17 protein-coding genes are annotated in these 21,682 nt (G+C 65.2%); 4 read left to right on the top strand and 13 right to left on the bottom strand.

Annotation, left to right across the window (positions count from 1 at the left end):
- Nucleotides 1-38: 38 nt before the first annotated feature.
- A complete protein-coding gene (gene yghU / locus ACOIX3_RS13050; RefSeq protein ID WP_420970218.1) occupies nucleotides 39-917 on the bottom strand; it encodes a glutathione-dependent disulfide-bond oxidoreductase in 879 nt (292 codons plus the stop codon).
- A 281-nt stretch (nucleotides 918-1,198) separates the two neighbouring features.
- Between yghU and ACOIX3_RS13045 the strand changes: the two genes are divergently transcribed.
- Nucleotides 1,199-2,332: a nitronate monooxygenase gene (locus ACOIX3_RS13045; RefSeq protein WP_420970217.1), complete on the top strand. Its 1,134-nt coding sequence runs from the start codon at nucleotides 1,199-1,201 to the stop codon at nucleotides 2,330-2,332.
- 144 nt (nucleotides 2,333-2,476) lie between these two features.
- Nucleotides 2,477-3,988, top strand: coding sequence for an acetyl-CoA acetyltransferase (locus ACOIX3_RS13040; protein ID WP_420970216.1), 1,512 nt, complete (start codon nucleotides 2,477-2,479; stop codon nucleotides 3,986-3,988).
- Nucleotides 3,989-4,100: 112 nt separating this feature from the next.
- Here the strand turns inward: ACOIX3_RS13040 and ACOIX3_RS13035 are convergent, their stop codons facing one another.
- The 7 genes from ACOIX3_RS13035 to ltnD form a co-directional block, all read right to left on the bottom strand.
- Entirely contained in the window at nucleotides 4,101-5,303 is a 1,203-nt protein-coding gene (locus ACOIX3_RS13035) for an efflux RND transporter periplasmic adaptor subunit (protein WP_420970215.1), read from the bottom strand.
- Nucleotides 5,290-8,469 carry an efflux RND transporter permease subunit gene (locus ACOIX3_RS13030; protein WP_420970214.1) on the bottom strand — a complete coding sequence of 1,060 codons (3,180 nt, stop codon included), beginning with the start codon at nucleotides 8,467-8,469 and terminating at the stop codon, nucleotides 5,290-5,292. The genes ACOIX3_RS13035 and ACOIX3_RS13030 overlap by 14 nt, the downstream gene beginning before the upstream one ends.
- 386 nt (nucleotides 8,470-8,855) lie before the next feature.
- Nucleotides 8,856-10,562, bottom strand: coding sequence for a methyl-accepting chemotaxis protein (locus ACOIX3_RS13025; protein WP_420970212.1), 1,707 nt, complete (start codon nucleotides 10,560-10,562; stop codon nucleotides 8,856-8,858).
- 192 nt (nucleotides 10,563-10,754) lie between these two features.
- Nucleotides 10,755-12,446, bottom strand: a complete 1,692-nt coding sequence (locus tag ACOIX3_RS13020; RefSeq protein ID WP_420970211.1) for a methyl-accepting chemotaxis protein — start codon at nucleotides 12,444-12,446, stop codon at nucleotides 10,755-10,757.
- A 178-nt stretch (nucleotides 12,447-12,624) separates the two neighbouring features.
- Nucleotides 12,625-13,902 (bottom strand): 3-oxo-tetronate kinase, encoded by a 1,278-nt coding sequence (gene otnK / locus ACOIX3_RS13015; RefSeq protein ID WP_420970210.1) that lies wholly within the window; start codon nucleotides 13,900-13,902, stop codon nucleotides 12,625-12,627.
- Nucleotides 13,899-14,681, bottom strand: a complete 783-nt coding sequence (gene otnI, locus ACOIX3_RS13010) for a 2-oxo-tetronate isomerase (protein WP_420970209.1) — start codon at nucleotides 14,679-14,681, stop codon at nucleotides 13,899-13,901. Before otnI ends, otnK begins: the two co-directional genes overlap by 4 nt.
- Nucleotides 14,682-14,693: 12 nt before the next feature.
- Nucleotides 14,694-15,605 carry an L-threonate dehydrogenase gene (ltnD, locus tag ACOIX3_RS13005; protein WP_420970208.1) on the bottom strand — a complete coding sequence of 304 codons (912 nt, stop codon included), beginning with the start codon at nucleotides 15,603-15,605 and terminating at the stop codon, nucleotides 14,694-14,696.
- A 178-nt stretch (nucleotides 15,606-15,783) separates the two neighbouring features.
- Between ltnD and ACOIX3_RS13000 the strand changes: the two genes are divergently transcribed.
- Nucleotides 15,784-16,440 (top strand): aldolase, encoded by a 657-nt coding sequence (locus tag ACOIX3_RS13000; protein ID WP_420970206.1) that lies wholly within the window; start codon nucleotides 15,784-15,786, stop codon nucleotides 16,438-16,440.
- A 33-nt stretch (nucleotides 16,441-16,473) separates the two neighbouring features.
- Nucleotides 16,474-16,755 carry a hypothetical protein gene (locus ACOIX3_RS12995; RefSeq protein ID WP_420970205.1) on the top strand — a complete coding sequence of 94 codons (282 nt, stop codon included), beginning with the start codon at nucleotides 16,474-16,476 and terminating at the stop codon, nucleotides 16,753-16,755.
- Nucleotides 16,756-16,856: 101 nt separating this feature from the next.
- Here ACOIX3_RS12995 and ACOIX3_RS12990 read toward each other — a convergent pair whose 3' ends face one another.
- The 5 genes from ACOIX3_RS12990 to ACOIX3_RS12970 form a co-directional block, all read right to left on the bottom strand.
- Nucleotides 16,857-17,561, bottom strand: a complete 705-nt coding sequence (locus tag ACOIX3_RS12990) for an ABC transporter ATP-binding protein (RefSeq protein WP_092125049.1) — start codon at nucleotides 17,559-17,561, stop codon at nucleotides 16,857-16,859.
- On the bottom strand, nucleotides 17,545-18,279 hold the full coding sequence (locus ACOIX3_RS12985; RefSeq protein ID WP_092125048.1) for an ABC transporter ATP-binding protein: 735 nt from the start codon (nucleotides 18,277-18,279) through the stop codon (nucleotides 17,545-17,547). The genes ACOIX3_RS12990 and ACOIX3_RS12985 overlap by 17 nt, the downstream gene beginning before the upstream one ends.
- Nucleotides 18,276-19,262 carry a branched-chain amino acid ABC transporter permease gene (locus tag ACOIX3_RS12980; RefSeq protein ID WP_420970204.1) on the bottom strand — a complete coding sequence of 329 codons (987 nt, stop codon included), beginning with the start codon at nucleotides 19,260-19,262 and terminating at the stop codon, nucleotides 18,276-18,278. The genes ACOIX3_RS12985 and ACOIX3_RS12980 overlap by 4 nt, the downstream gene beginning before the upstream one ends.
- Complete coding sequence (locus ACOIX3_RS12975) at nucleotides 19,262-20,095, bottom strand: branched-chain amino acid ABC transporter permease (RefSeq protein WP_249788354.1); 834 nt, start codon at nucleotides 20,093-20,095, stop codon at nucleotides 19,262-19,264. The genes ACOIX3_RS12980 and ACOIX3_RS12975 overlap by 1 nt, the downstream gene beginning before the upstream one ends.
- A gap of 265 nt (nucleotides 20,096-20,360) precedes the next feature.
- Complete coding sequence (locus ACOIX3_RS12970; protein ID WP_420970202.1) at nucleotides 20,361-21,608, bottom strand: ABC transporter substrate-binding protein; 1,248 nt, start codon at nucleotides 21,606-21,608, stop codon at nucleotides 20,361-20,363.
- Between the last annotated feature and the right edge of the window lie 74 nt (nucleotides 21,609-21,682).

Genomic DNA, 21,682 nt, shown 5'->3' with positions numbered 1-21,682 from the left:
GTGGATGGCCGGGACAAGCCCGGCCATGACCAGTTTTGTCACGACGCCGCCTGCTCGCCGATCTTGTCCTGCGTCCTGGTCTCGAAATCGCTGGCGTCATGGCGCTCGTGGAGCTGGCTCGACGGCTCGCCCCAGGTGCGGTTGACCATGCGGCCGCGCTTCACCGCGGGCCGCGCCGCGATCGTGTCGGTCCAGCGCTGCACGTTCTTGTAGTCCTGCACCGAGAGGAATTCGCCGCCGCCGTAGAGCAGGCCCTTGGCGAGGCTGCCGTACCAGGGCCACACCGCCATGTCGGCGATGGTGTAGACATCACCCGCGAGATATTCGTTGTCGGCGAGCCTGCGGTCGAGCACGTCGAGCTGGCGCTTCACCTCCATCGCAAAGCGATCGATGGCGTATTCGATCTTGGTCGGCGCATAAGCATAAAAATGCCCGAAGCCGCCGCCGAGATAGGGCGCGGAGCCCATCTGCCAGAACAGCCAGGAGAAGGTTTCCGCGCGGGTCTTCACATCAGTCGGCAGGAACGCGCCGAACTTTTCCGCGAGATAGACCAGGATCGAGCCCGACTCGAACACCCTGATGGCGTCCTTCCCGCTGCGGTCCATCAGGGCCGGGATCTTCGAGTTCGGATTGACCGCCACAAAGCCACTGCCGAACTGGTTGCCGTCGATCTTGATCAGCCAGGCGTCGTATTCCGCGCCCTTGTGACCGGCCGCGAGCAGCTCTTCCAGCATCACGGTGACCTTGACGCCGTTCGGCGTCGCCAGCGAGTAGAGCTGCAGCGGATGACGACCGACCGGCAGTTCCTTGTCATGGGTGGGACCGGCGACCGGCCGGTTAATGCTGGCGAAGCGCCCGCCGCTCTCCTTGTTCCAGGTCCAGACTTTCGGCGGCTCGTAGGCAGAGGTGTCAGACACGTTGTTGGCTCCCGGTTTATGTTTTTCCAAAGGTTGGGCGGCGACCGTCGTGCCCATCCGCATGCTCGCACTAGATGGTGGGCACGCTCGGCTTTGCCCAGCCCGGGCTCTCGCATTTTCTACCTTGCGGAATGCGTCGCGAGCGATGCAGCCAGAGCAGCGCCTGCACGCAAGATCGCCGTAGTGGAAACCAGCTTGGCTTGACCATCCATGATGCGCTAGCGTCGCGGAAGCCTGATGCCAACAAGCACAAAAAACGGCTGCCGGGAGAAAACCAGTCCATGAAATCACCGATCTGCGACATGCTGGGAATTGAATTCCCCCTGCTCGCTTTCAGCCACTGCCGCGACGTGGTGGCGGCGGTCAGCCGCGCCGGCGGCTTCGGCGTGTTCGGCGCGACCCGGTATCTGCCGGAGACGCTGGAGCAGGAATTGAAATGGATCGACGATCACGTCGACGGCAAGCCCTACGGCATCGACGTGCTGATCCCGGAGAACATCTCGACCGCAGGTGAGAAGAACGTCACCTGGAAGAGCCTCGAGAAACGCGTCTCGCAGGAGCATCGCGATTTCACCCGCAATCTGCTGAAGAAATACAACATCGAGCTCACGGCGCAGAGCGTTGCCGACAACCAGCCGCAGCCGTTCGATGCCGAGACCGCGCTGCAACTGCTCGAGGTCTCGTTCCGCCATCCGATCCGGCTGATCGCCAACGCGCTCGGCGTGCCGCCGAAGGCGATGATCGAGATGGGCCGCAAGCACGGCGTGCCGGTGGCGGCGCTGGTCGGCTCCAAGGAGCATGCGTTGCGCCAGGTCGCGGCCGGCGTCGACATCCTGGTCGCGCAGGGCACCGAGGCCGGCGGCCATTGCGGCGAAGTCTCGACCATGGTGCTGGTGCCCGAGGTGATCAAGGCGGTCAGGAAGATTCGCGACGTGCCGGTGCTCGCCGCCGGCGGCATCATGACCGGCAGCCAGATGGCGGCCTGCATGGCGATGGGCGCGGCCGGCGCCTGGACCGGCTCGGTGTGGCTTGCCACTGTGGAGTCGGAGACCTCGGAGATCTTCCGCGAGAAGATGATCGCGGCCTCCTCCCGCGACGCCATCCGCTCCAAGGGCCGCACCGGCAAGCCGGCGCGGCAGCTCCGCTCGGTCTGGACCGACGCCTGGGACCGCTCGCCGGACAGCCCCGGCGCGCTGCCGATGCCGCTGCAAAGCATCATCAGCCGCGACGCCTTCAACGCGATCGACCGCGCAGCCGCAGCCGGCAACGAGAAGGCCCGCGATCTCGTCAGCTACTTCGTCGGCCAGGGTGTCGGCCTGGTCGACAGCGTCAAGTCCGCCGGCGCCGTGGTGCAGGAATTCAAGGAAGATTTCGTCGAGGCCGTCGAGCACATGAACGCGCTGGTGGCGGAGTAACACAACAGCATAACCGTCATTGCGAGGAGCGAAGCGACGAAGCAATCCACCTCTCCCCGGGTCGAGATATGGATTGCTTCGCTTCGCTCGCAATGACGCCCAGAACAACCATCGAGCCCAATACCGCAGAGTGAAGCAACAAGAATGTCGAACAGCATCCCCGAAGACCGCATTCCCGTCATCGTCGGCGTCGGCGAGGTCGTCGATCGTCCCAAGGACATCGCCGCCGGCCTCGAGCCGCTCACTTTGCTCGAAGAGGCGCTGAAACGCGCCGAGGCCGACAGCGGCGCAAAGCTGCTCGCCGATGTGCAGTCGCTCGACGTCGTCAACTTCCTGAGCTGGCGCTACCGCGATCCCGAGAAGCAGCTCGCGCAGCGGCTCGGCATTGCGCCCGCGCATCTCTATTACGGCCCGGTCGGCGGCGAGAGCCCGATCCGCTATCTGCACGAGGCGGCACAGCGCATCGCGCGCGGCGAATGCAGCGTTGCCGCGGTTTGCGGCGCGGAGGCACAGTCGACCGCGACCAAGGCGCAGCGCGCCGGCGTCGAACTGCCGTGGACGCCGTTCGCCCACGACGTGGAGGAGCCGAAGCGCGGCGCCGCGTTCCAGAAGCCGCTTGCCGTTGCGCTCGGCGTGTTCCGGCCGATCACGGTCTACCCACTCTATGAGTCCGCGACCTCGGCGCATTGGGGCCAGACGCCACGCGAGGCGCTCAAGGAGTCCGGCGACCTGTGGTCGACCTACGCGCGGGTTGCCGCCGACAATCCGAACTCGTGGCTGAAGAAGCGCTTCACCGGCGACGAGATCACCACGGCGACACCGGACAACCGGATGATCGCCTGGCCCTACACCAAACTGATGGTGGCGAACCCGACGGTGAACATGGGCGGCGCGCTGATCCTGACCAGCCTCGCCAAAGCGCGCGCCGCCGGCGTGCCTGAGGACAAACTGATCTATCCGCTCGGGGGCGCCTCGGCGGAAGAGCCGCGCGACTATCTGATCCGCGACCAGTTCGTCGAGAGCCACGCGCAGAATGCGGTGCTCAAGGCGGTGATGGACCTCGTCGGCGGCGACGGCAAAAAATTCGACGCGATCGAGCTCTATAGCTGCTTCCCCTGCGTGCCGAAGATGGCGCGCCGGACGCTCGGCTTGGGCAGCGACGTGCAGCCGACCGTGACCGGTGGTCTGACGTTCTTCGGCGCGCCGCTCAACACCTACATGACGCATTCGGCCTGCGCGATGGTGCGCAAGCTGCGCAGCGGCGGCACGCTCGGCCTGCTCTACGGCCAGGGCGGCTTCGTCACCAAGCACCATGGCCTCGTGCTGTCGCGCGCGGCGCCGACGGCGGCACTCAAGCAGGAGACCAGTGTGCAGGCGGAAGCCGATCGCAACCGTCGCAACGTGCCCGACTTCACCGCCGAGGCAACGGGAAAGGGCAAGGTCGAGGCCTTCACCGTGATCTATCGCGCCAATGGCGAGGTCGAGCACGGTGTCACCATGCTACGCACCGAAGACGGCCGCCGCACCCTCGGCCGCATCCCGGCGAGCGACACGGCGACATTGACCTATCTGCAGAACCTCGACCGCACGCCGGTCGGCAGCACGGGTGACATCGTCACGGCAAGTGACGGCGTGAGGGAATGGCGGGTGGGCTGAGGCTCTTTTCGCATGTCATGGCAGGGCTCGTCCCGGCCATCCACGTCTTTGTCTCTCGAAAGAAAGGAAGTCGTGGATGCCCGGGACAAGCACGGGCATGACGAAGGGGAAGCTACCCCTTCGCATCCTGCTTTTCGGACGCCGTCGTCGGCTTGCCTTTGGCGCCGGCACCGGTGACGCGCACATGATCGCCGTCGGCGAGTCCATCAGGCGGCGCGGTGATGATGCGGTCGTCGGGGGCGAGGCCCGAGGCGATCTCGATTTCCTTGCCGAGGTCGCGGCCGATCTTCACGGTCTTGAACAGCACCTTGTCATCAGGGCTGACGGTTGCGACCCGCAGGCCGTTGCTGTTGAAGATCAGCGCGCTGGCCGGAATGCTGAGCGGCGCGGCCTCGCGCTGCAAATTGAGCTTCACGCTGGCATAGCTGCCCGGCATCAGTTCGCCGGAGGAGTTGTCGAGCCCGAGTTGCATCCGCGTGGTGCCGGAGGCGACATCGACCGCCTGCGAGGAGGCCTCCACCGTCGCCTGGAACGTGCGGTTCGGGTAATCCGGCATCACCAAGGAGGCCTTGGCGCCGATCTTGATCGCCGGAACATAGTTCTGCGGCACGTTGACGTAGACGCGCAGCTTGGTGATGTCCGAGATCGTGAACATCGCGGGACCCGAGTTGCCGCCGGCGTTGATCAGCGCGCCGACGTCAGTGTCGCGCGAGGTCACCACGCCGTCGAACGGCGCCGTGATCTTCTTGTAACCGGCCAGCGCTTCCAGCCGCTCGACATTGGCCTGGCCGGACCTGACCGCGCCGTTCTTGTTGGAGAGGTCGGCGGTGCGCTCGTCGATCTCCTGGGCGGAGACGAAGTTTGAGGCCACCAGCGTCTTGCGCCGGGTCAGCGTCGCCTCGGAGAGCTTGGCTGAGGCCTGGGCGCTGGCGAGATCGGCGCGCGCCTGCAGCAATTGCTGGTCGAGGTCGGGCGCCTCGATCTCGGCGATCACCTGGCCAGCCTTGACGCGGGCGCCGATGTCGGCGTCCCAGTTCTTGAGATAGCCGGACACCCGGGCGAAGATCGGCGCGCGGGAATAGGCCTCGAGCCGGCCCGGCAGGTCGATCGTGGGGCTCAGCGCCTTGGCGTTCGGCAGCGCCACGGCGACGGTCGGAATGGCCTGGTCGTCGGTCCATTCCTTCAGCCTTGTGTCCTGCTCCTCGCGGGCGCGGATGCCGGTGCCGACGATCAGCCCGGCGCCGACCAGTGCAACCACGCCGAATATGCCCAATTTCCGGCGAGACACCGGTGGGCGCTGTTCAGTGGGCTGCATGCGGAATCTCCGATGAGGCGGCGGCTTTGGCGCCTTGCTTCTTGTGTACCATACTGAATACCACGGGAACAAACATCAGCGTCGCGAAGGTTGCAAAGATCAGGCCGCCGATCACGGCGCGGCCGAGCGGCGCATTCTGCTCGCCGCCCTCGCCGAGCCCCAGCGCCATTGGCGCCATGCCGATGATCATGGCGAGCGCGGTCATCAGCACCGGGCGGAAGCGGACAAATCCGGCCTCCAGCGCCGCCGCGACGGGATCGCCGAGTTCCTCATAGCGCTCGCGGGCGAAGCTGATCACGAGCACGCTGTTGGCGGTCGCAACGCCCATACACATGATGGCGCCGGTGAGCGCCGGAACCGACAGCGTGGTCTGGGTCGTGAACAGCATCCAGACGATGCCGGCAAGCGCGGCGGGCAGCGCCGTGATGATCACGAACGGATCCGACCAGGACTGGAAGTTCACCACGATCAGGAAGTAGATCAAGACGACCGCGCCGAGCAGGCCGAACAGCAGGCCGGTGAAGGCCGAGTTCATGGTCTGCACCTGGCCGAGCAGCACGACCGAAGAGCCCTTCGGCACTTCCTTTGCGGTGTCGGCGATGAGCTGGCGCACGTCGGTTGCGACGCCGCCGAGATCGCGGCCTTGCGTCGTGGCGTAGATCTGCACCAGCGACTGGATGTCGTATTGCGACACCACCGCGCTCGAGGTCGCGCGCTTGATGTCGGCGATGCCGCCGAGGATCGGCGCCTGGGTGTTGCCGGTCGCGGTGATCGGCAGCGTCTGCAGCGCGCTCAGCGAGTCGATCTGATATTGCGGCGTCTGCATCACGATCGAATACGACACGCCGTTATCGGGATTGAGATAGTAGGTCGGCGCGACCTGCGAGGAGCCGGCGAGGTTGACGACCAGCGAGTTGGTGACGTCGCGTTCGGTCAGGCCGACATATTGCGCGCGGGTGCGGTCGACATCGATGTTGAAGGTCGGATTGTTCGGCGACTGCTGGATCCGCGCGTCCGCGATGCCGGGGATGCGCTTGATCCTGGCCAGCAGCTTGTTGGCGTAGGCGAAGTTGGCGTCGAGATTGGCGCCGCGGATCTGCAAATCGATCGGTGCCGGCGCGCCGAAGTTCAGTATCTGGCTGACGATGTCGGCCGGCAGGAACGCGAAGCTGGTGCCCGGGAACAGCCGCGGCAATTGCTCACGCAGCGCGCGGACATGCTGCTCGGTCGGCTTGTGGCCTTCCTTCAGGCGGATCTGGATGTCGCCGTCCTGCGGACCGATCACACCGGTGTTGTTGTAGGTCATGTTGATGCCGGAGATCGGCATGCCGATGTTGTCGGTCATGGTCTCGATCTCGCCGGGGACCAGCTTGCGGATCGCCTTCTGGATGTCGGCGAGTTGATTGGCGGTCTCCTCGACACGGGTGCCGACCTGGGTGCGGACATGCATCAGGATGTTGCCGGCATCGACCGACGGGAAGAAGTTGCGCCCCAGGAACGGCACCAGCACGAACGATGCAGCAACCACCGCGAGGAAGCCGCCGACGAACACCTTGCGGTGGCCGAGCGCCATCGCGAGCAGGTCGCGATAGCCGCCGCGGATGCGCTCGAACCGCGCCTCGAAGCCGCGCTGGAACCAGACCAGGGGATTGCGCGACTTTGGCGGCGCGCCCTCGTGATGGACATGCGCCTGCAGCAAATAGTTCGCCATGGTCGGCACCAAGGTGCGCGACAGGATGAACGACCAGATCATCGCGAACATGACCGCTTCGGCCATCGGCACGAACAGGAAGCGCGCCACGCCGGTCAGAAAGAACATCGGCACGAACACGATGCAGATACAGAGCAGCGAGACGAAGGCCGGCGTCACGATCTGGTTGGCGCCGTCGAGGATCGACTGCTCAACCGGCTTGCCCTGCTCGAGATGGTAGTTGATGTTCTCGATCGTCACCGTGGCGTCGTCGACCAGGATGCCGACCGCGAGCGCAAGGCCGCCGAGCGTCATGATGTTCAGCGTCTCGCCGATCAGGGACAGCATGATGATGGCCCCGAGCACCGACAGCGGGATCGACACCGCGATGATGACGGTCGAGCGCCAGCTGCCGAGGAACAACAGGATCATCACACTGGTGAGCAGCGCGGCGATCACGCCCTCGAAGGCAACGCCGGTGATCGCGCCGCGGACGAACACCGACTGGTCGCCGATGAAGCCGATCTTGAGCGCGTCCGGCATCTGGTCCTTGACGTCGATCACCTTCTGCTTGATGCCGGAGATGATATCGAGCGTCGAGGTGGCGCCGGCCTTCAGCACCATCATCAGCACCGAACGGTTGCCGTCGACATGGACGATGTTGGTCTGCGGCGGGTTGCCGTCGCGGACGGTGGCGACGTCACGCACATAGACCATTGCGCCGTTGACCTGCTTGATCGGCAGGTCGCCGAGCTCCTCCATCCGGAGCGGCGAGTTGTTCAAATTTACGGTGTATTCGAAATTGCCGATCTTCTGCGTGCCGACCGGCGTGATCAGGTTTTGTGCCGCGAGCGTGTTGGCGACGTCCTGGCCGGACAGGCCGCGCGCCTGCAGCGCGGTCGAATTGAGATCGATCTGGACCTGGCGCTGCTTGCCGCCGAACGGATACGGGATCGCGGCGCCGGGCACCGTGACCAGCGGCGTGCGCAACTGGTTGATGCCGATGTCGGCGAGGTTCTGCTCGGTCAGGCCTTCGCCTGACAATGCGACCTGGATGATCGGAACCGTCGAGGCGCTGTAGTTCAGGATCAGCGGCGGCGTCGCGCCCGGCGGCATCTGCTTGAGCAGAGTCTGCGAAATCGCGGTGACCTGCGCGTTGGCGGTGCGGATGTCGACATTGGGCTGGAAGAAGATCTTGATGATGCCGAACCCGTTATACGAGTTGGCGGTGATGTGCTCGATGTCGTTGACTGTCGTGGTCAGCGCGCGCTGGAACGGCGAAGTAATGCGGCCGGCCATCTGGTCGGGCGGCAGACCGGTGTACTGCCAGACCACGCCGATCACGGGGATACGAATGTCGGGAAAGATGTCGGTCGGCGTGCGCAGCGCCGCCAGCGGTCCGATGATCAAGAGCAGGATCGCGAGCACGACGAAAGTATATGGCCGGCTCAGCGCGATACGGACCAGTGCGATCATAAAAGCAGCATTCCCGAAATGAAGCCCGCCCCGGGCACAGGAATCGACGTTGCAAAAGCCGTTCCGCAGCGGCCGATTTACCCGATGACGGGCAAAACGCCAACCGGCGGAGCCGCGGCGGCCTTCACTTCCTTGGCATAGTACGTGAAGCCGTGCGCTCCGATCGGGTACGCCGGACGCGGCGCCGCCGATCGCGCCCGTATCATCATCAAAAAAGAGACGGCTCTGCTGCGAATATGCGCCGGCCGCGTACGCCGTTTCGGCCGTCACGAGGCTAACGCATCGCTGCTCTGCGAAAATGTAGAGCGTGGTGAGCCGGCCGGCTCACCACGCCGGGATCGGTTGCCCCGACAACGATGTCTGTATGGCCGAACCGGCGGCGCCCGTCAGGCGGCGCGGACGGCGTTGAGGAACTTGCCGACTTCGAGCTTGAGGCGGCTGCTGTCGCCCGAGAGCGACTGCGCCGCCGACAGCACCTGGGTCGACGCCGAGCCGGTCTCATTGGCGCCGTGCTGCACGTCGGTAATGTTGGCCGAGACCTGCTGGGTGCCCTGCGCCGCCTGCTGCACGTTTCGGGATATTTCTTGCGTCGCCGCGCCCTGCTCCTCGATCGCGGCGGCAATGGCGGACGAGATCTCCGACAGCCGCTCGATGGTCGAACCGATGGCGCGGATCGCGGTCACGGAGTCCTCGGTCGCAGCCTGGATGCCGGAAACCTGCTGGCCGATCTCTCCGGTCGCCTTTGCGGTCTGCTCCGCGAGTGCCTTCACCTCCGATGCCACCACCGCGAAGCCACGTCCGGCCTCGCCGGCGCGCGCCGCCTCGATGGTGGCGTTCAGCGCCAGCAGATTGGTCTGGCCGGCGATGGTGTTGATCAGCTCGACCACGTCGCCGATCCGGGCGGCAGCCTTCGACAGCTCCCCGACCCGGTCATTGGTCGCACGGGCCTGGTTGACGGCATCGCCCGCCATCCGGGCCGATTCCTGCACCTGCCGGCTGATCTCGTTGACCGAGGATGACAGTTCCTCGGTGGCGGACGCCACCGACTGGACGTTGGTGGTGGCTTCCTCCGAGGCAGCGGCGACGGTGGTCGCAAGGTTTTGCGAACGCTCGGCGGTCGAGGTCAGCGTGGTCGCCGACGCTTCGAGCTCGGTCGAGGCGGATGCGACGGTCTCTACGATCTCACCGACCGCGCGCTCAAAGCCATCGGCCAGCTGCAGCATGTCGGTGCGGCGCTGTGCGGCGGCGCGCGCCTCGATTTCCTTCTGCTCGCGCTCCATCCGGACCTTGGCAAGGCCGTTGTCCTTGAACACGAGCGCCGTCTTGGCGACGTCGCCGACCTCGTCGCGGCGATCGGTGCCGTGCACCGCTATGTCATGATGGCCATCGGCCAGCTGCTGCAGCATCGCGACGACGACACGGATCGGCTTCGCGACGCCGTATTGCCCGACGACGAAGCCGAACAGCAACCCGAGCAGGACCCCTGAAGCGGCAAGCAGGATCAACAGTTCCGAGGTCGACACGTATTCCTGCTCGCTGGCCTTGACGTTGTCCCTGACCCGCTCGTCCTGGCGGTCGGCGACGGCCCGAACCCTGGCCTGAAGCTCTTCCGCGGCCGCGCGGCTCTTCATCGCGACATCGCGCAGTTTCTCGGCGGACTGGGTCAGGTCGACCGCCTTCGCGCTCTCGACCGTGTCAAGCGTCTGCTTCAGCTGGGCCCGATAGGCCGACAGCGCCGATCGCACGCCGGGCAGCAGCGCGATGGTTTGCGGGTCCTGCGTCTTGCTGATCGTGGCGAGGCGCTCCTCGAGCGACTTGAACTGCTCTTCGATCAGAGATCGCGCCGCAAGCCGGTTCTCGTCGCGCGGATCGAGCGCGCTGCGGAATTCGGCGCGATTGATCGCGAGCACATTCTGGTTGGCCTCGGCCGACAGCAACGCGCGTTCCGCAGCGCGCGCGGTGACGACGCCGCGTTCGCTGAGCGATTTCAACGAGGAGATCCCGAGATAGGCGAGCATCCCGGCGATGATCGAGAGACCGCCCACAATCGCCAGTATCTTCGTGAGAATGCGGAATCTCGCCAGGAACATCATCCGGTGCCTCGTTTTGAATGGATTTCGCGATTCTGTGCGGGTGGTCGCGTCGCGCCACAGCAGGTTACCGCGCGCAGAACTACGGTTCGTTAATCACACATTCAGTGGAACTACTGAGCACCGCATCCAGGCAAAGAAAAATGCCCGGCCTTTCGACCGGGCATTGTTCGATGGTCAGAGATTTGGCCGGCGTCAGGCGGCGCGGACGGCGTCGAGGAATTTGCCGACCTCGAGCTTGAGGCGGTTGCTGTCACCAGAGAGCGACTGCGCCGCCGACAGCACCTGGCTCGAAGCCGAGCCGGTTTCGTTAGCGCCATGCTGCACGTCGGTGATGTTGGCCGAAACCTGCTGGGTGCCCTGTGCCGCCTGCTGCACGTTGCGGGAAATCTCCTGCGTTGCCGCGCCCTGCTCTTCGACCGCGGCGGCGATGGTGGACGAGATCTCCGACAGCCGCTCGATGGTCGACGAGATCTCCTTGATGGCGCCGACCGACTCCTGGGTCGCGGTCTGGATGCCGGCGATCTGCTGGCCGATCTCGCCGGTCGCCTTCGCGGTCTGCTCCGCCAGAGCCTTCACCTCGGACGCCACGACCGCGAAGCCGCGGCCGGCCTCGCCGGCGCGCGCCGCCTCGATGGTGGCGTTCAGCGCCAGCAGATTGGTCTGGCCGGCAATCGTGTTGATCAGTTCGACGACGTCGCCGATGCGCGCGGCGGCCTTCGACAGCTCGCTGACGCGATCGTTGGTGGTGCGCGCCTGGCCGACGGCATCGCCCGCCATCCGCGCCGACTCCTGGACCTGGCGGCTGATCTCGGTCACCGACGACGACAGCTCTTCGGTCGCCGACGCCACCGATTGCACGTTGGTCGAGGCTTCCTCGGACGCAGCGGCAACCGAGGTGGTCAGCTCCTGCGAACGCCTTGCGGTCGACGACAGCGTGCTGGCCGAGGCTTCGAGCTGGGTCGAGGCCGACGACACGGTCTGCACGATCTCACCGATCATCTGCTCGAAATTGCGGGTGATGGTATCGACCCGGCGGCCACGCTCGATCTTGGCCTCGGCGTCGGCGGCGGCGGCCTCATCGGCAGCCTGTTTCGCGACCAGGGCCTCCTTGAACACCTGCAATGTGTCGGCCATGGCACCGATCTCGGTCTTCTCGCCCCGATGCGGCACTTCCGCGGTCAGGTCGCCGCGGCCGAGCGCCTGCATCGGGCTCACGATCGAGGCAATGCCCGACGAGATGTCGCGGACAGTGTAGAGGCTGACGCCGACCGCGATCAGGATGGCAAAGCCGAGGATCGCCGCCACCATGATCAGGGCCGAGCTGTAATTGTTCGCAGCGTCCTGCGCGGCCTTGTCGGCACCGGTGTTGTTGAAATCGATGTCCTTGTTCAGGATCTCGTCCGCCTCGAGACCGATCTTGTTCACGACCTTGGTGTTGAGCTCGTGCGCCTCATGCGGAAGCTTGCCGGCTTCCTTGCGCGACAGGCTCATCACCTCCTCGGTGCCCTTGCGGTACTTGTCCCAGGTGTCGGACCACTGCCGGTAGAGCGCCCGCTCTTCGGGTGAAGTGATCATCGGCTCGTACTTGACCCGCGTCTTGGCGGTCGTCTCGACGACGCTGGCGAGTGTCTTTTCGGCCGCCAGTTTCTCCTCGAGCGTTTCCGAGAGCATGTGCTCGCGGATCACGTTGCGATAGGTGATGACTCCGGCCCGCAGCTCACCAAGCACGCGCACGCTCGGCAGCCAGTTGGTCGTGATGTCGACCGTGCTGGTGTTGATCGCCCGCATATTCCAGACTGCAAGCAGGCCCATGCCCGTCAGCGCGACGAGCAGGAACGCAACCGCGGTAATGATCTTGGCGCGGATCGAGAATTTGGCGAACATCGTGGGGTCTCTTGGGTGCCGGGCTCGCGAGGCCCGTTCGTGCGGAAAGAAGACTGATGGCGCGGCGGTGCGCCGCAGATATCAAAGCCAGCCCCCCTCCTTAAGTAGGGTTAATTTGGTTCACCGTTGAACTACGGAGATATCCGTCATCAGCCCGACATGATGCGCGACAGGCGCATCAAGGCATCAATGCCAGCGCGTCCGAGAAGAACTCCGGCCCGCCGAAATTGCCTGATTTCAGGGCAAGCACCATCTCGCTTTTTCCAGCACCGACCGCGCGCAGAACCGGCACGCCCGCAGCGATTTCCGCCCCGACCAGGAATCCCGGGATACAAAGGCGATCGACCACGGCGCCTGAAGTTTCACCACCGGCGACCACCAACCTGTGCACGCCGGACCGCACCAGTCCTTCCGCGAGGTCGGCCATCGCCTGCTCGATCGCATGTCCGGCTGCATCACGGCCATGACGGGATTGCAGAGCAGCCACCTCCTCCGGGGTCGAACTGCTGGCGATCAGGATCGGCCCCGTGCCGAGCCGCTCCTTGGCCCAGGCGAGCGCGCGCTGCGCCTCGTCCTTGCCGGCGATCACCCGCTCGGGGTCGAGGTGCAGGACCGGCATCACTTTCTCGGCGCTGGCGATCTGGCGCAGGGTCGCCTGCGAGCAACTGCCGGCGAGGCATGCGGCGGGCCCGCCGATCGCAGCGCTGGTCACGGCATTCACTTCAGCCGATTTGGCCTTGCCTGCGGCGACCAGCGCCCGCGCCAATCCAAGCCCGATGCCGGAGGCGCCGACCGAAAGACCGTGATCCAGCGCCACCTGCCCGATGGTTTCGAGGTCGCGGTCGAACACCGCGTCGACAATCGCAGCGCCGATGCCGCTGCGTGCAAGCTCGGCGAGCTTCGCCCGAACGGCCTCGGTGCCGCGGCTCAGCGTCGCCAGATCGACCAGGCCGATCCTGGTCGTGCTCTGGCGCGCCAGCACGCGGACCAGATTGGAATCATGCATCGGGTTGAGCGGATGGTCCTTCAGCGGGCTCTCGTTCAGCGGCACCGAGCCGACGAACAGATTGCCCTGGTAGACGGTGCGGCCGGTTTCCGGGAAAGCCGGCGTCACCAGCACGATATTGTCTTTGGAGTCGGCGCGCAGCGCGTCCATCACCGGACCGATATTGCCGGCATCGGTCGAATCGAAGGTCGAGCATATCTTGAACAGGACGTGCCCGGCGCCGCGGCCGCGCAGCCAGCTCTCCGCGGCGCGCGAACGCGTCACGGCGAGGCCGGCCTCGATCGAACGGCTCTTCAGCGACACCACGACGGCGTCGACCTCCGGCAGCGCGAGATCGTCGGCGGGCACGCCGATGGTCTGCACCGTGCGCAGGCCGGCGCGGGTCAGCGTGTTGGCGAGGTCGGAGGCGCCGGTATAGTCGTCGGCGATGCAACCGAGTGCGAGTGTCACGGCTTCACTCCGGCATAGGGCTTGAACCAGGCGAGACCGTCAGTGGTCTTGCCGCGCGGATTATATTCGCAGCCGACGAAGCCGGCGTAACCGAGCCGGTCAAGTTCACCGAACAGGAACGGATAGTTCAGCTCCTCGCCGTCGGGCTCGTTGCGCGAGGGGATCGAGGCGATCTGGACGTGGCCAATGATCGGCATCATCTCGCGCAGCCGCATCGTGACGTCGCCATGGATGATCTGGCAGTGATAGATGTCGAACTGCAGCTTCAGGTTCGCTATCTTCAGCTCGTTGATCAGGTCGCGCGCGAAGATGAAGTCGTTGAGGAAATAGCCGGGCACGTTACGCGGATTGATCGGCTCGATCACGACGTCGAGGCCGTGCGGCGCGAAGAACTCGGCCGCATATGCGACCGATTTGCGAAACGCAGCAACCGCCCTGGCATCGCTGCGGTCGGCGATCCCGGCCATCAGATGCACGCGCTTGACGCCGGTCGCCTGCGCATAAGGCAGCGCGGTCTTCAGGCTCGCTTGCAAATCGGCGAAACGATCGGGCAGCGCGGCAAACCCCTTCTCGCCGGCGTTCCAGTCGCCCGGCGGCAGGTTGAACAGCGCCTGCGTCAGCCCGGCGGCCTTCAGCCGCTTGCCGACCTCCTCCGCCGGATGGTCGTACGGAAACAGGAACTCGACCGCGGTGAAGCCCGCTTTCGCCGCCGCCTCGAAGCGGTCGAGGAACGGGACCTCGTTGAACATCATGGTGAGGTTGGCGGCAAAGCGGGGCATGGCAATATCCTCTTATTTCGCGCCGGGAAGCTTGGTGCCGGTGACCTGCGCATACATCCGCGCCACCGACGCATCGTCGTCGCGGCCCATCCCGGCGGCCGATGTCATCAGGAACATCTGCAACGCCGCGGCCGAGACCGGCACCGGGAAGCGCGCATTGCGCGCCATATCCTGGATGATGCCGAGGTCCTTGACGAAAATCTCCACCGCGCTGCGCGGCGCGTAGTCGCCGTCGAGCACATGCGGGATGCGGTTCTCGAACATCCAGGAATTGCCCGCGGAGGCCGTGATCACCTCATAGACCTTGCGGATATCGAGGCCTTGCTTGGCGGCAAAGGCGATCGCTTCCGAGGCGGCCGCGATATGCACGCCGGCCAGCAACTGGTTGATCATCTTGAACGCGGCGCCCTGCCCTGCGGCGTCGCCAAGCTCGTAGAGTTTTGCCGCCATCGCATCCAGCGCCGGTCGCGCCTTTGCGAACGCCGCCGCGCTACCGGAGGCGAGGATCGTCAGTTCACCCTGCGCCGCGCGCTGCGCGCCGCCGGAGATTGGCGCGTCGAGATAATGCCGGCCGGTCGCCTCCAGCTGCTTGGCCAGCCGCCGCGCGATATCGGGATCCATAGTCGCCGAGGAAATGAAAACCGCGTCCCTCGCCAGCGTCTCGGCGGCGCCGTCCTTGCCGAACAGGATGGCCTCGGTCTGCGCCGCATTGACGACGACGCTGACGACGATGTCGGCATCCCTGGCCGCTTCGGCCGGCGTTTTCGCACCCTTGCCGCCATCGGCCACAAAGCGCGCGACGGCATCGGCCGAGACGTCGCAGCCGGTCACGACAAGACCGGCGCGCCTGAGCGAGGTCGCCATGCCGTATCCCATCGAACCCAGCCCGATGACGGCGACGTGCGGTGTTGCGGAACTGGACATGCGGCGATCCTCAAATTTTTACTTGATTGCGCATGGAACGGTTTCCCATCCTTCCGGATCATGCGCGTTTGCTGCTTGCCTATCACGGCTTGGCCGCGCTGCCAAAGCATGAGACAAAGCGGAAAACGGATGGCGCCAAGGCAAAATCAGGCGGGCGAAATCAGGCGGGCGAAAGCGGATGAGCGAAACCAGGCTTCGTGAGGACATCTGCCGCTTCGGCCGCTCGCTGTTCGAGCGCGGGCTGACGCCAGGCTCCTCGGGCAATATCAGCGTCCGGCTCGACGACGGCGGCTGGCTGGTGACGCCGACCAACGCCTCGCTCGGTTTCCTCGATCCGGCGAAAATGTCGCGGCTCGACGCCGACGGCCGCCTTATCTCTGGCGATGCTCCGACCAAGGAAGTGCCGCTGCACACCGCGCTCTACCAGACCCGCGCGAGCGCCGGCGCCGTGGTGCATCTGCACTCGACCCATTCGGTCGCGCTTTCGATGCTGCCCGAGATCGACCCGCGCGCCGCGCTGCCGGCGATGACGGCCTATTACGTCATGAAGTGCGGCCAGACCGCGCTGGTGCCCTATTATCGCCCTGGCGACCCCGCCGTTGCCGATGCGATCAGGGGGCTGGCCGGGAAATATTCATCGGTGCTGCTGGCCAATCACGGACCGGTCGTGTCGGGCGACACGCTGGAAGCGGCGGTGTTCGCGACCGAGGAACTGGAAGAAACCGCAAAACTCTATCTGCTGCTGCGCGGGCTGAACCCGCGCTATCTCTCGCCCGAACAGGTGGCGGATTTGACCAAGACGTTCGGGCTCGTGCTGCCGGATCACCCTCACTAGATCAAGCAAAGGTGAGATATGCGGAGAACGGTCATGATGAGGTTCACGGGATTGGCATTCACTGCGCTGCTGGTCGGCGGCATGGTGGGATCGACGGCACAGGCCGAGCAGACCTTGCCCGACCTGCTGGCGGTGCAGCTGCGCGCGCAAGGCTATGCCTGCGACAAGCCGCTCAAGGCCGAACGGGACGACAAGCTCTCGAAGCCCGATAACGAGGCCTGGACCTTGACCTGCAGCAACGCGACCTATCGCGTCAGCCGCGTGCCGGATCTTGCCGCGAAGGTCGAGAAGGTCGAAGAGGGCAAGGACAAGTAGCAGAACGGCTTGATCGTAGCCCGCATGAGCGCAGCGATATGCGGGACATGTCGATCCCGGATGTCGCTTCGCTCATCCGGGCTACGGCGGTATCGCAGCGGCTACAGCCCGAGATACGCCTTGCGGACATCGGGATTGCCGGTGATCTCGGCGGCGGTGCCCTGCATCAGCACGCGGCCGGTCTGCAGGATGTAGGCACGGTCGGCGATCTCCAGGCACTCGGCCATGCGCTGCTCGACGATCAGGACCGTCATGCCGGCGTCGCGGATGCGTTTCACGGCCTGGAAGATCTCGTCGACCAGCTTCGGCATGATGCCCTGCGACGGCTCGTCGAGCATCAGGAGCCGCGGCCGCGTCATCAGCGCGCGGCCGATCGCGAGCATCTGCTGCTCGCCGCCGGACAAGGTCTCCGCGCGCTGCTCCAGCCGCTCGCCGAGCCGCGGGAACAGATTGAACACCAGATCGAGCGGCGCATCGCGGTCGGATTGACTGCGATAGAGGTAGCTGCCGAGCCGCAGATTGTCGCGCACCGAGAGCCGCGGAAACAGCCGGCGGTTCTCCGGCACGAAGGCGATGCCGCCGGCGGTGATGACGTGCTGCGGCTGGCCATCGATCCGCTTGCCGTCGAAGGTGACGGTGCCTGCGCGCGGCCGCTCGGCGCCGGCGATCGATTTCAGCAGCGTCGACTTGCCCGCGCCGTTGGCGCCGGCGACGCAGACGATCTCGCCCTTGGTGACGTCGATCGACACCGAGGAGATCGCAACCAGGCCCTGATAGGCGGTGGTGACTTCACGCACCGACAGCATGACGATCCCCGAGATAAGCAGAAATGACTTCCGGATTGCGGACGACTTCCGTGGGCTTGCCCTCGACCAGCACCTTGCCGAGATTGAGCACGATGGCGCGGTCGACCAGCGGCATCACGATTTCCATCACATGCTCGACCATCAGCACGGTGACGCCGGTAGCACGCACCTTGCGCACCAGCTCGACGCCGGTCTGCGCCTCGACCGGGGTCAGCCCGGTCAGCACCTCGTCGAGCAGCAGCAGCTTCGGTTCGGTGGCGAGCGCACGGGCGACTTCGAGCCGGCGCTTCTCCGACGGGACGAGATCGGCGGCAAGCTTGTCGGCGCGCGCCGCAAGTCCGCAGAACTCCAGCACCTCATAGGCCTTCTGCCGGGCGATACGCATCTTGGTGTTGCGGATCAGCGCGCCGACGATGACGTTGTCGATCACCGTCATAGTCTCGAAGCTCTTGACCACCTGGAAGGTGCGCCCGACGCCGCGCTGGCAGCGTTCCGCCGCCGGCAGCTTTGTCACGTCCTCGCCGTCGAACATGATCGAGCCTTGGGTCGGCGGCAGCACGCCCGCGATCAAATTGAACAGCGTCGATTTGCCGGCCCCGTTCGGCCCGATCAGGCCGACGATCTCGCCGCGGCCGACCGAGATCGAGACGTCGCTGTTGGCAACGAGGCCACCGAAGCGCTGCCAGACTCCGCGGGTTTCCAAGAGTGGGGCCGTCATCGCGCGGCCTCCTTGCGCCCGGAGAGCATGCCGAACACGCTGACGAGCCCCTTCGGCAGTGCCAGCGAGATCGCGACGATCAGCGCGCCATAGACGATGAGGTCGACGCCGCGGCCGGAGCCACCGACGAAGGACCGGGTCAATTCGGTGAGCGGGATCAGGATCACGGCGCCGAGCACCGGCCCCCACAGCGTGCCGATGCCCCCGAGCACCGCGGGCAGCGCCATCAGCAGCGAGAACTGGAAGCCCATCACGCTTTCGGGGTCGATATAGGAGACGAACTGGGCATAGAAGCTGCCGCCGACCGCAACAAGGAACGCCGAGACGGCCGCCGCGCCCATCTTGGAATGGAAGACGACGACGCCGAGGCTCTCGGCCGCATCGGGATTATCCTTCACCGCGCGCCACCAATAGCCCCATTTGGAATCTTCCAGCCACCAGGTGACGAGCCAGGCGATGCAGGCCAGCGCCAGCGCGAAATAGAAGTACGGCAGCTTCGAGCGGGTGAACTGGAATTTCAGCCAGCTGTCGCCGCGCACCGGGATATCGATGCCGAGGGCTGCGCCCGCCCAATCCCAGTTCTGGATCAGGAGCAGCGCGATCTCGGCGATCACGATAGTCGCGATCACGAAATAATGCCCGCGCAGGCGGAAGCAGGGATAGCCGAGCGCCATCGCGATCACGGCGGAGATCGCCCCGCCCGCCAGCATGCCGAACCACGGCAGCACGCCGAACTTGGTGAACAAGAGTGCGGTGGTGTAGGCGCCGAGCCCGAAATACAGTGCATGGCCGAGCGAGATCTGTCCGCAATAGCCGGACAGGATGTTCCAGCTCTGCGACAGCGCCGCATACATCAGGGTCAGGACCATGATGTTCTGGACGTAGACGTCCTTGACGAACAGCGGCACCAGCGCTGCGATCACCGCAAGGCAGGCCGCCACGATCAGGTCACGCCTGCGGCGTTGGGCGAAGTGGGTGTCCATCACATCGATCCGAACAGGCCACGCGGGCGGATGAAGACGACCAGGAGATAGACGGCGTAGATGCCGACCGATTTCAGCGACGGCGGCAGGATCAGCGCGGTGGTCGCCTCGACCAAGCCGACGATGATGCCGCCGGCAAAGGCGCCGAATACGCTGCCGAAGCCGCCGAGCGCCACGGTGACGTAGGCGATCAGCGCAAACGACGCGCCGACGTCGGGATAGATGTAGAAGAAGATCGCCATGATGGCGCCGGCAAGTCCGACCAGCGCCGCGCCAAGGCCCCAGCCGAGCGCGAACACCCGGTTCTTGTCGATGCCGACCAGTGCCACCGCGCCGGCGTCCTCACGCGTCGCCTCGAGCGCACGGCCGAAATCGGTGCGATTGATGAAGAAGTAGAGCGCGACGAAGGCCGCAATCGACAGCATCGCGCCGATCAGCTGCGGCTCCGGCAAATAGATGCCGCCGATCGAGATCGTCTTGCCGCCGACCCAGGAGTTGGTGACGCTGCGATAGTCGGGCGTGAAGAAGAACTGGGCGAGGCCCCGCATCACGATCGCAAGGCCGAAGGTGGAGAAGATCTGCACCATGCCGGCATTGGCCTTGGCGCGCATCGCGAAGCGGACCACCAAGAGGTAGACTACCGCGCCGAACACGAACAATGCCGCGGCGACCAGCGGCGCCGCGAGCAAGGGATCGATCGCGAAGAACGCGAACAGGAAGAAGGTCACGTACATCGCGATCATCAGGAATTCGCCGTGCGCGAAATTCACGACGTCCATCAATCCGAAGATCAATGCGAGGCCGGCGGCGATCAGTCCGTAGAGCAGCCCCATCAGGAGGCCGCTCGCCAAACTCTGGATAATGGTCTCGGCTGTCACAGTCGACCCTCCGTGCTCCAAGGGTGACGGCGCATGCCGCGCGTCATTGCGAGCGAAGCGAAGCAATCCACCGTGCCGCAAGCAGATAGAATGGATTGCTTCGTCGCGGAGCCTGTCATCGGGCTCGCCAAAGGCAAGACCCGTTGGCTCCTCGCAATGACGAACGTCTTCAGTCCCGGAATAATCACCGCCGTCTGTCCCCCCTCTGGCGCCCGACCGATCAGCTGTTCATCGGCCAGATCGCCTCGGAGACGGCGGCCTGTTCCGGGAAGATCGTCACGAAGTTCTTCGCGGTATATTGCAGCAGCACCGGATCGGCGAAATTGTTCTGCCCCATCTCGTCGAACTTGACGCGCCGCCACGGCATGATGGTGACGTCGCCCGGCATGTCGGTGGCGACCAGGGCCTCGCGGATCTTCTCGCCGTCGGTCGACTTGGCACGGTTGACGGCGTCGGCCATCACGATCAGGCCCATGAACTGGCGCGAGGTGTAGTCGTTGAAGTCCTTGCCGGACTTGGCGCGGTACATCTCGTTGATGAGACCGACCATCGGCCGCTTCTGCGCCAGGTCGAGCGAGAAGCTGCCGCGCGAGATCACGCCCTCGAGCTTGTCGCCGACCGCGTCATAGGTCGCCTTCTCCGAGAAGCCGGCGTCCTGCGCCATGATGTTCTTCGGCTTGTAGCCGAGCTCGGCCATGGTCTTGACCAGCAGGATCGAGTCGGTGGTGTAGCTCGACGGCATCAGGACGTCGGCATTCGCGGCCTTGAGCTGCTGCACCTCGGCGGTCAGCGACGGCGAGTTGGCGCGGTACTTGATGTCGGCCACGATCTTGTAGCCGCGCTCGCCGGCGAGCTTGGTCTGCGCGTTCGCCGAGTCGGTGCCGAAGATGGTGTCCTCGTGGAACAGCGCCAGCGTCTCGATCTTTTGGCCCTTCTTCTTCATCGCATCGAAGAAGTCGAACATCGCGGCCGAGAACATCTCGTCATGCGGCGAGGCGCGGAAATAATACTTCAGGCCGCGGCGATGCAGGCTCGGCGATGAGTTGTCGGCCGAGATGAACGGAACGCCGTAGCGCTCGCAGGTCTGGCTGACGGTGACGGCAACCGCGCTCTGATACGTGCCGACGACGGCACAGACCTTCTCCTGGGTGATCAGGCGCTCGGTTTCGGCGCGGCCCTTCTGCGGATCGGCCTGGTGGTCGGCGAATACGAGGCGAACCTTGGCGCCGCCGAGGCCGGACAGGCCCTCGCCCTTGGCGAGCGGCAGCGCGAATTCATAGTTCTTGTTGATGATCTCGGCCGCGGTATTGAAGGCATGCTGCGCGTCGACGCCGATCGCGGCGCTGGAGCCGGACAGCGGATAGATCACGCCGATTGCAACTTCGCTTGTCTGCGCGCGCGCGGCCATCGGACCGAGCGCAGCGGCGGCAGTGGCACCCAGCAACACGTTACGGCGAGAGATCGTCATCGAAATTCCCCTTAGGTCAGCTTGTTATTATCGATGTGACGCTTGTAGCGCGCAGTAAAGCCTCAATGAATTGC

It is taken from the genome of Bradyrhizobium sp. B120, from assembly GCF_049075665.1.
Lineage (GTDB): Bacteria > Pseudomonadota > Alphaproteobacteria > Rhizobiales > Xanthobacteraceae > Bradyrhizobium.
This window is presented reverse-complemented; position numbering and strand designations above follow the sequence as displayed.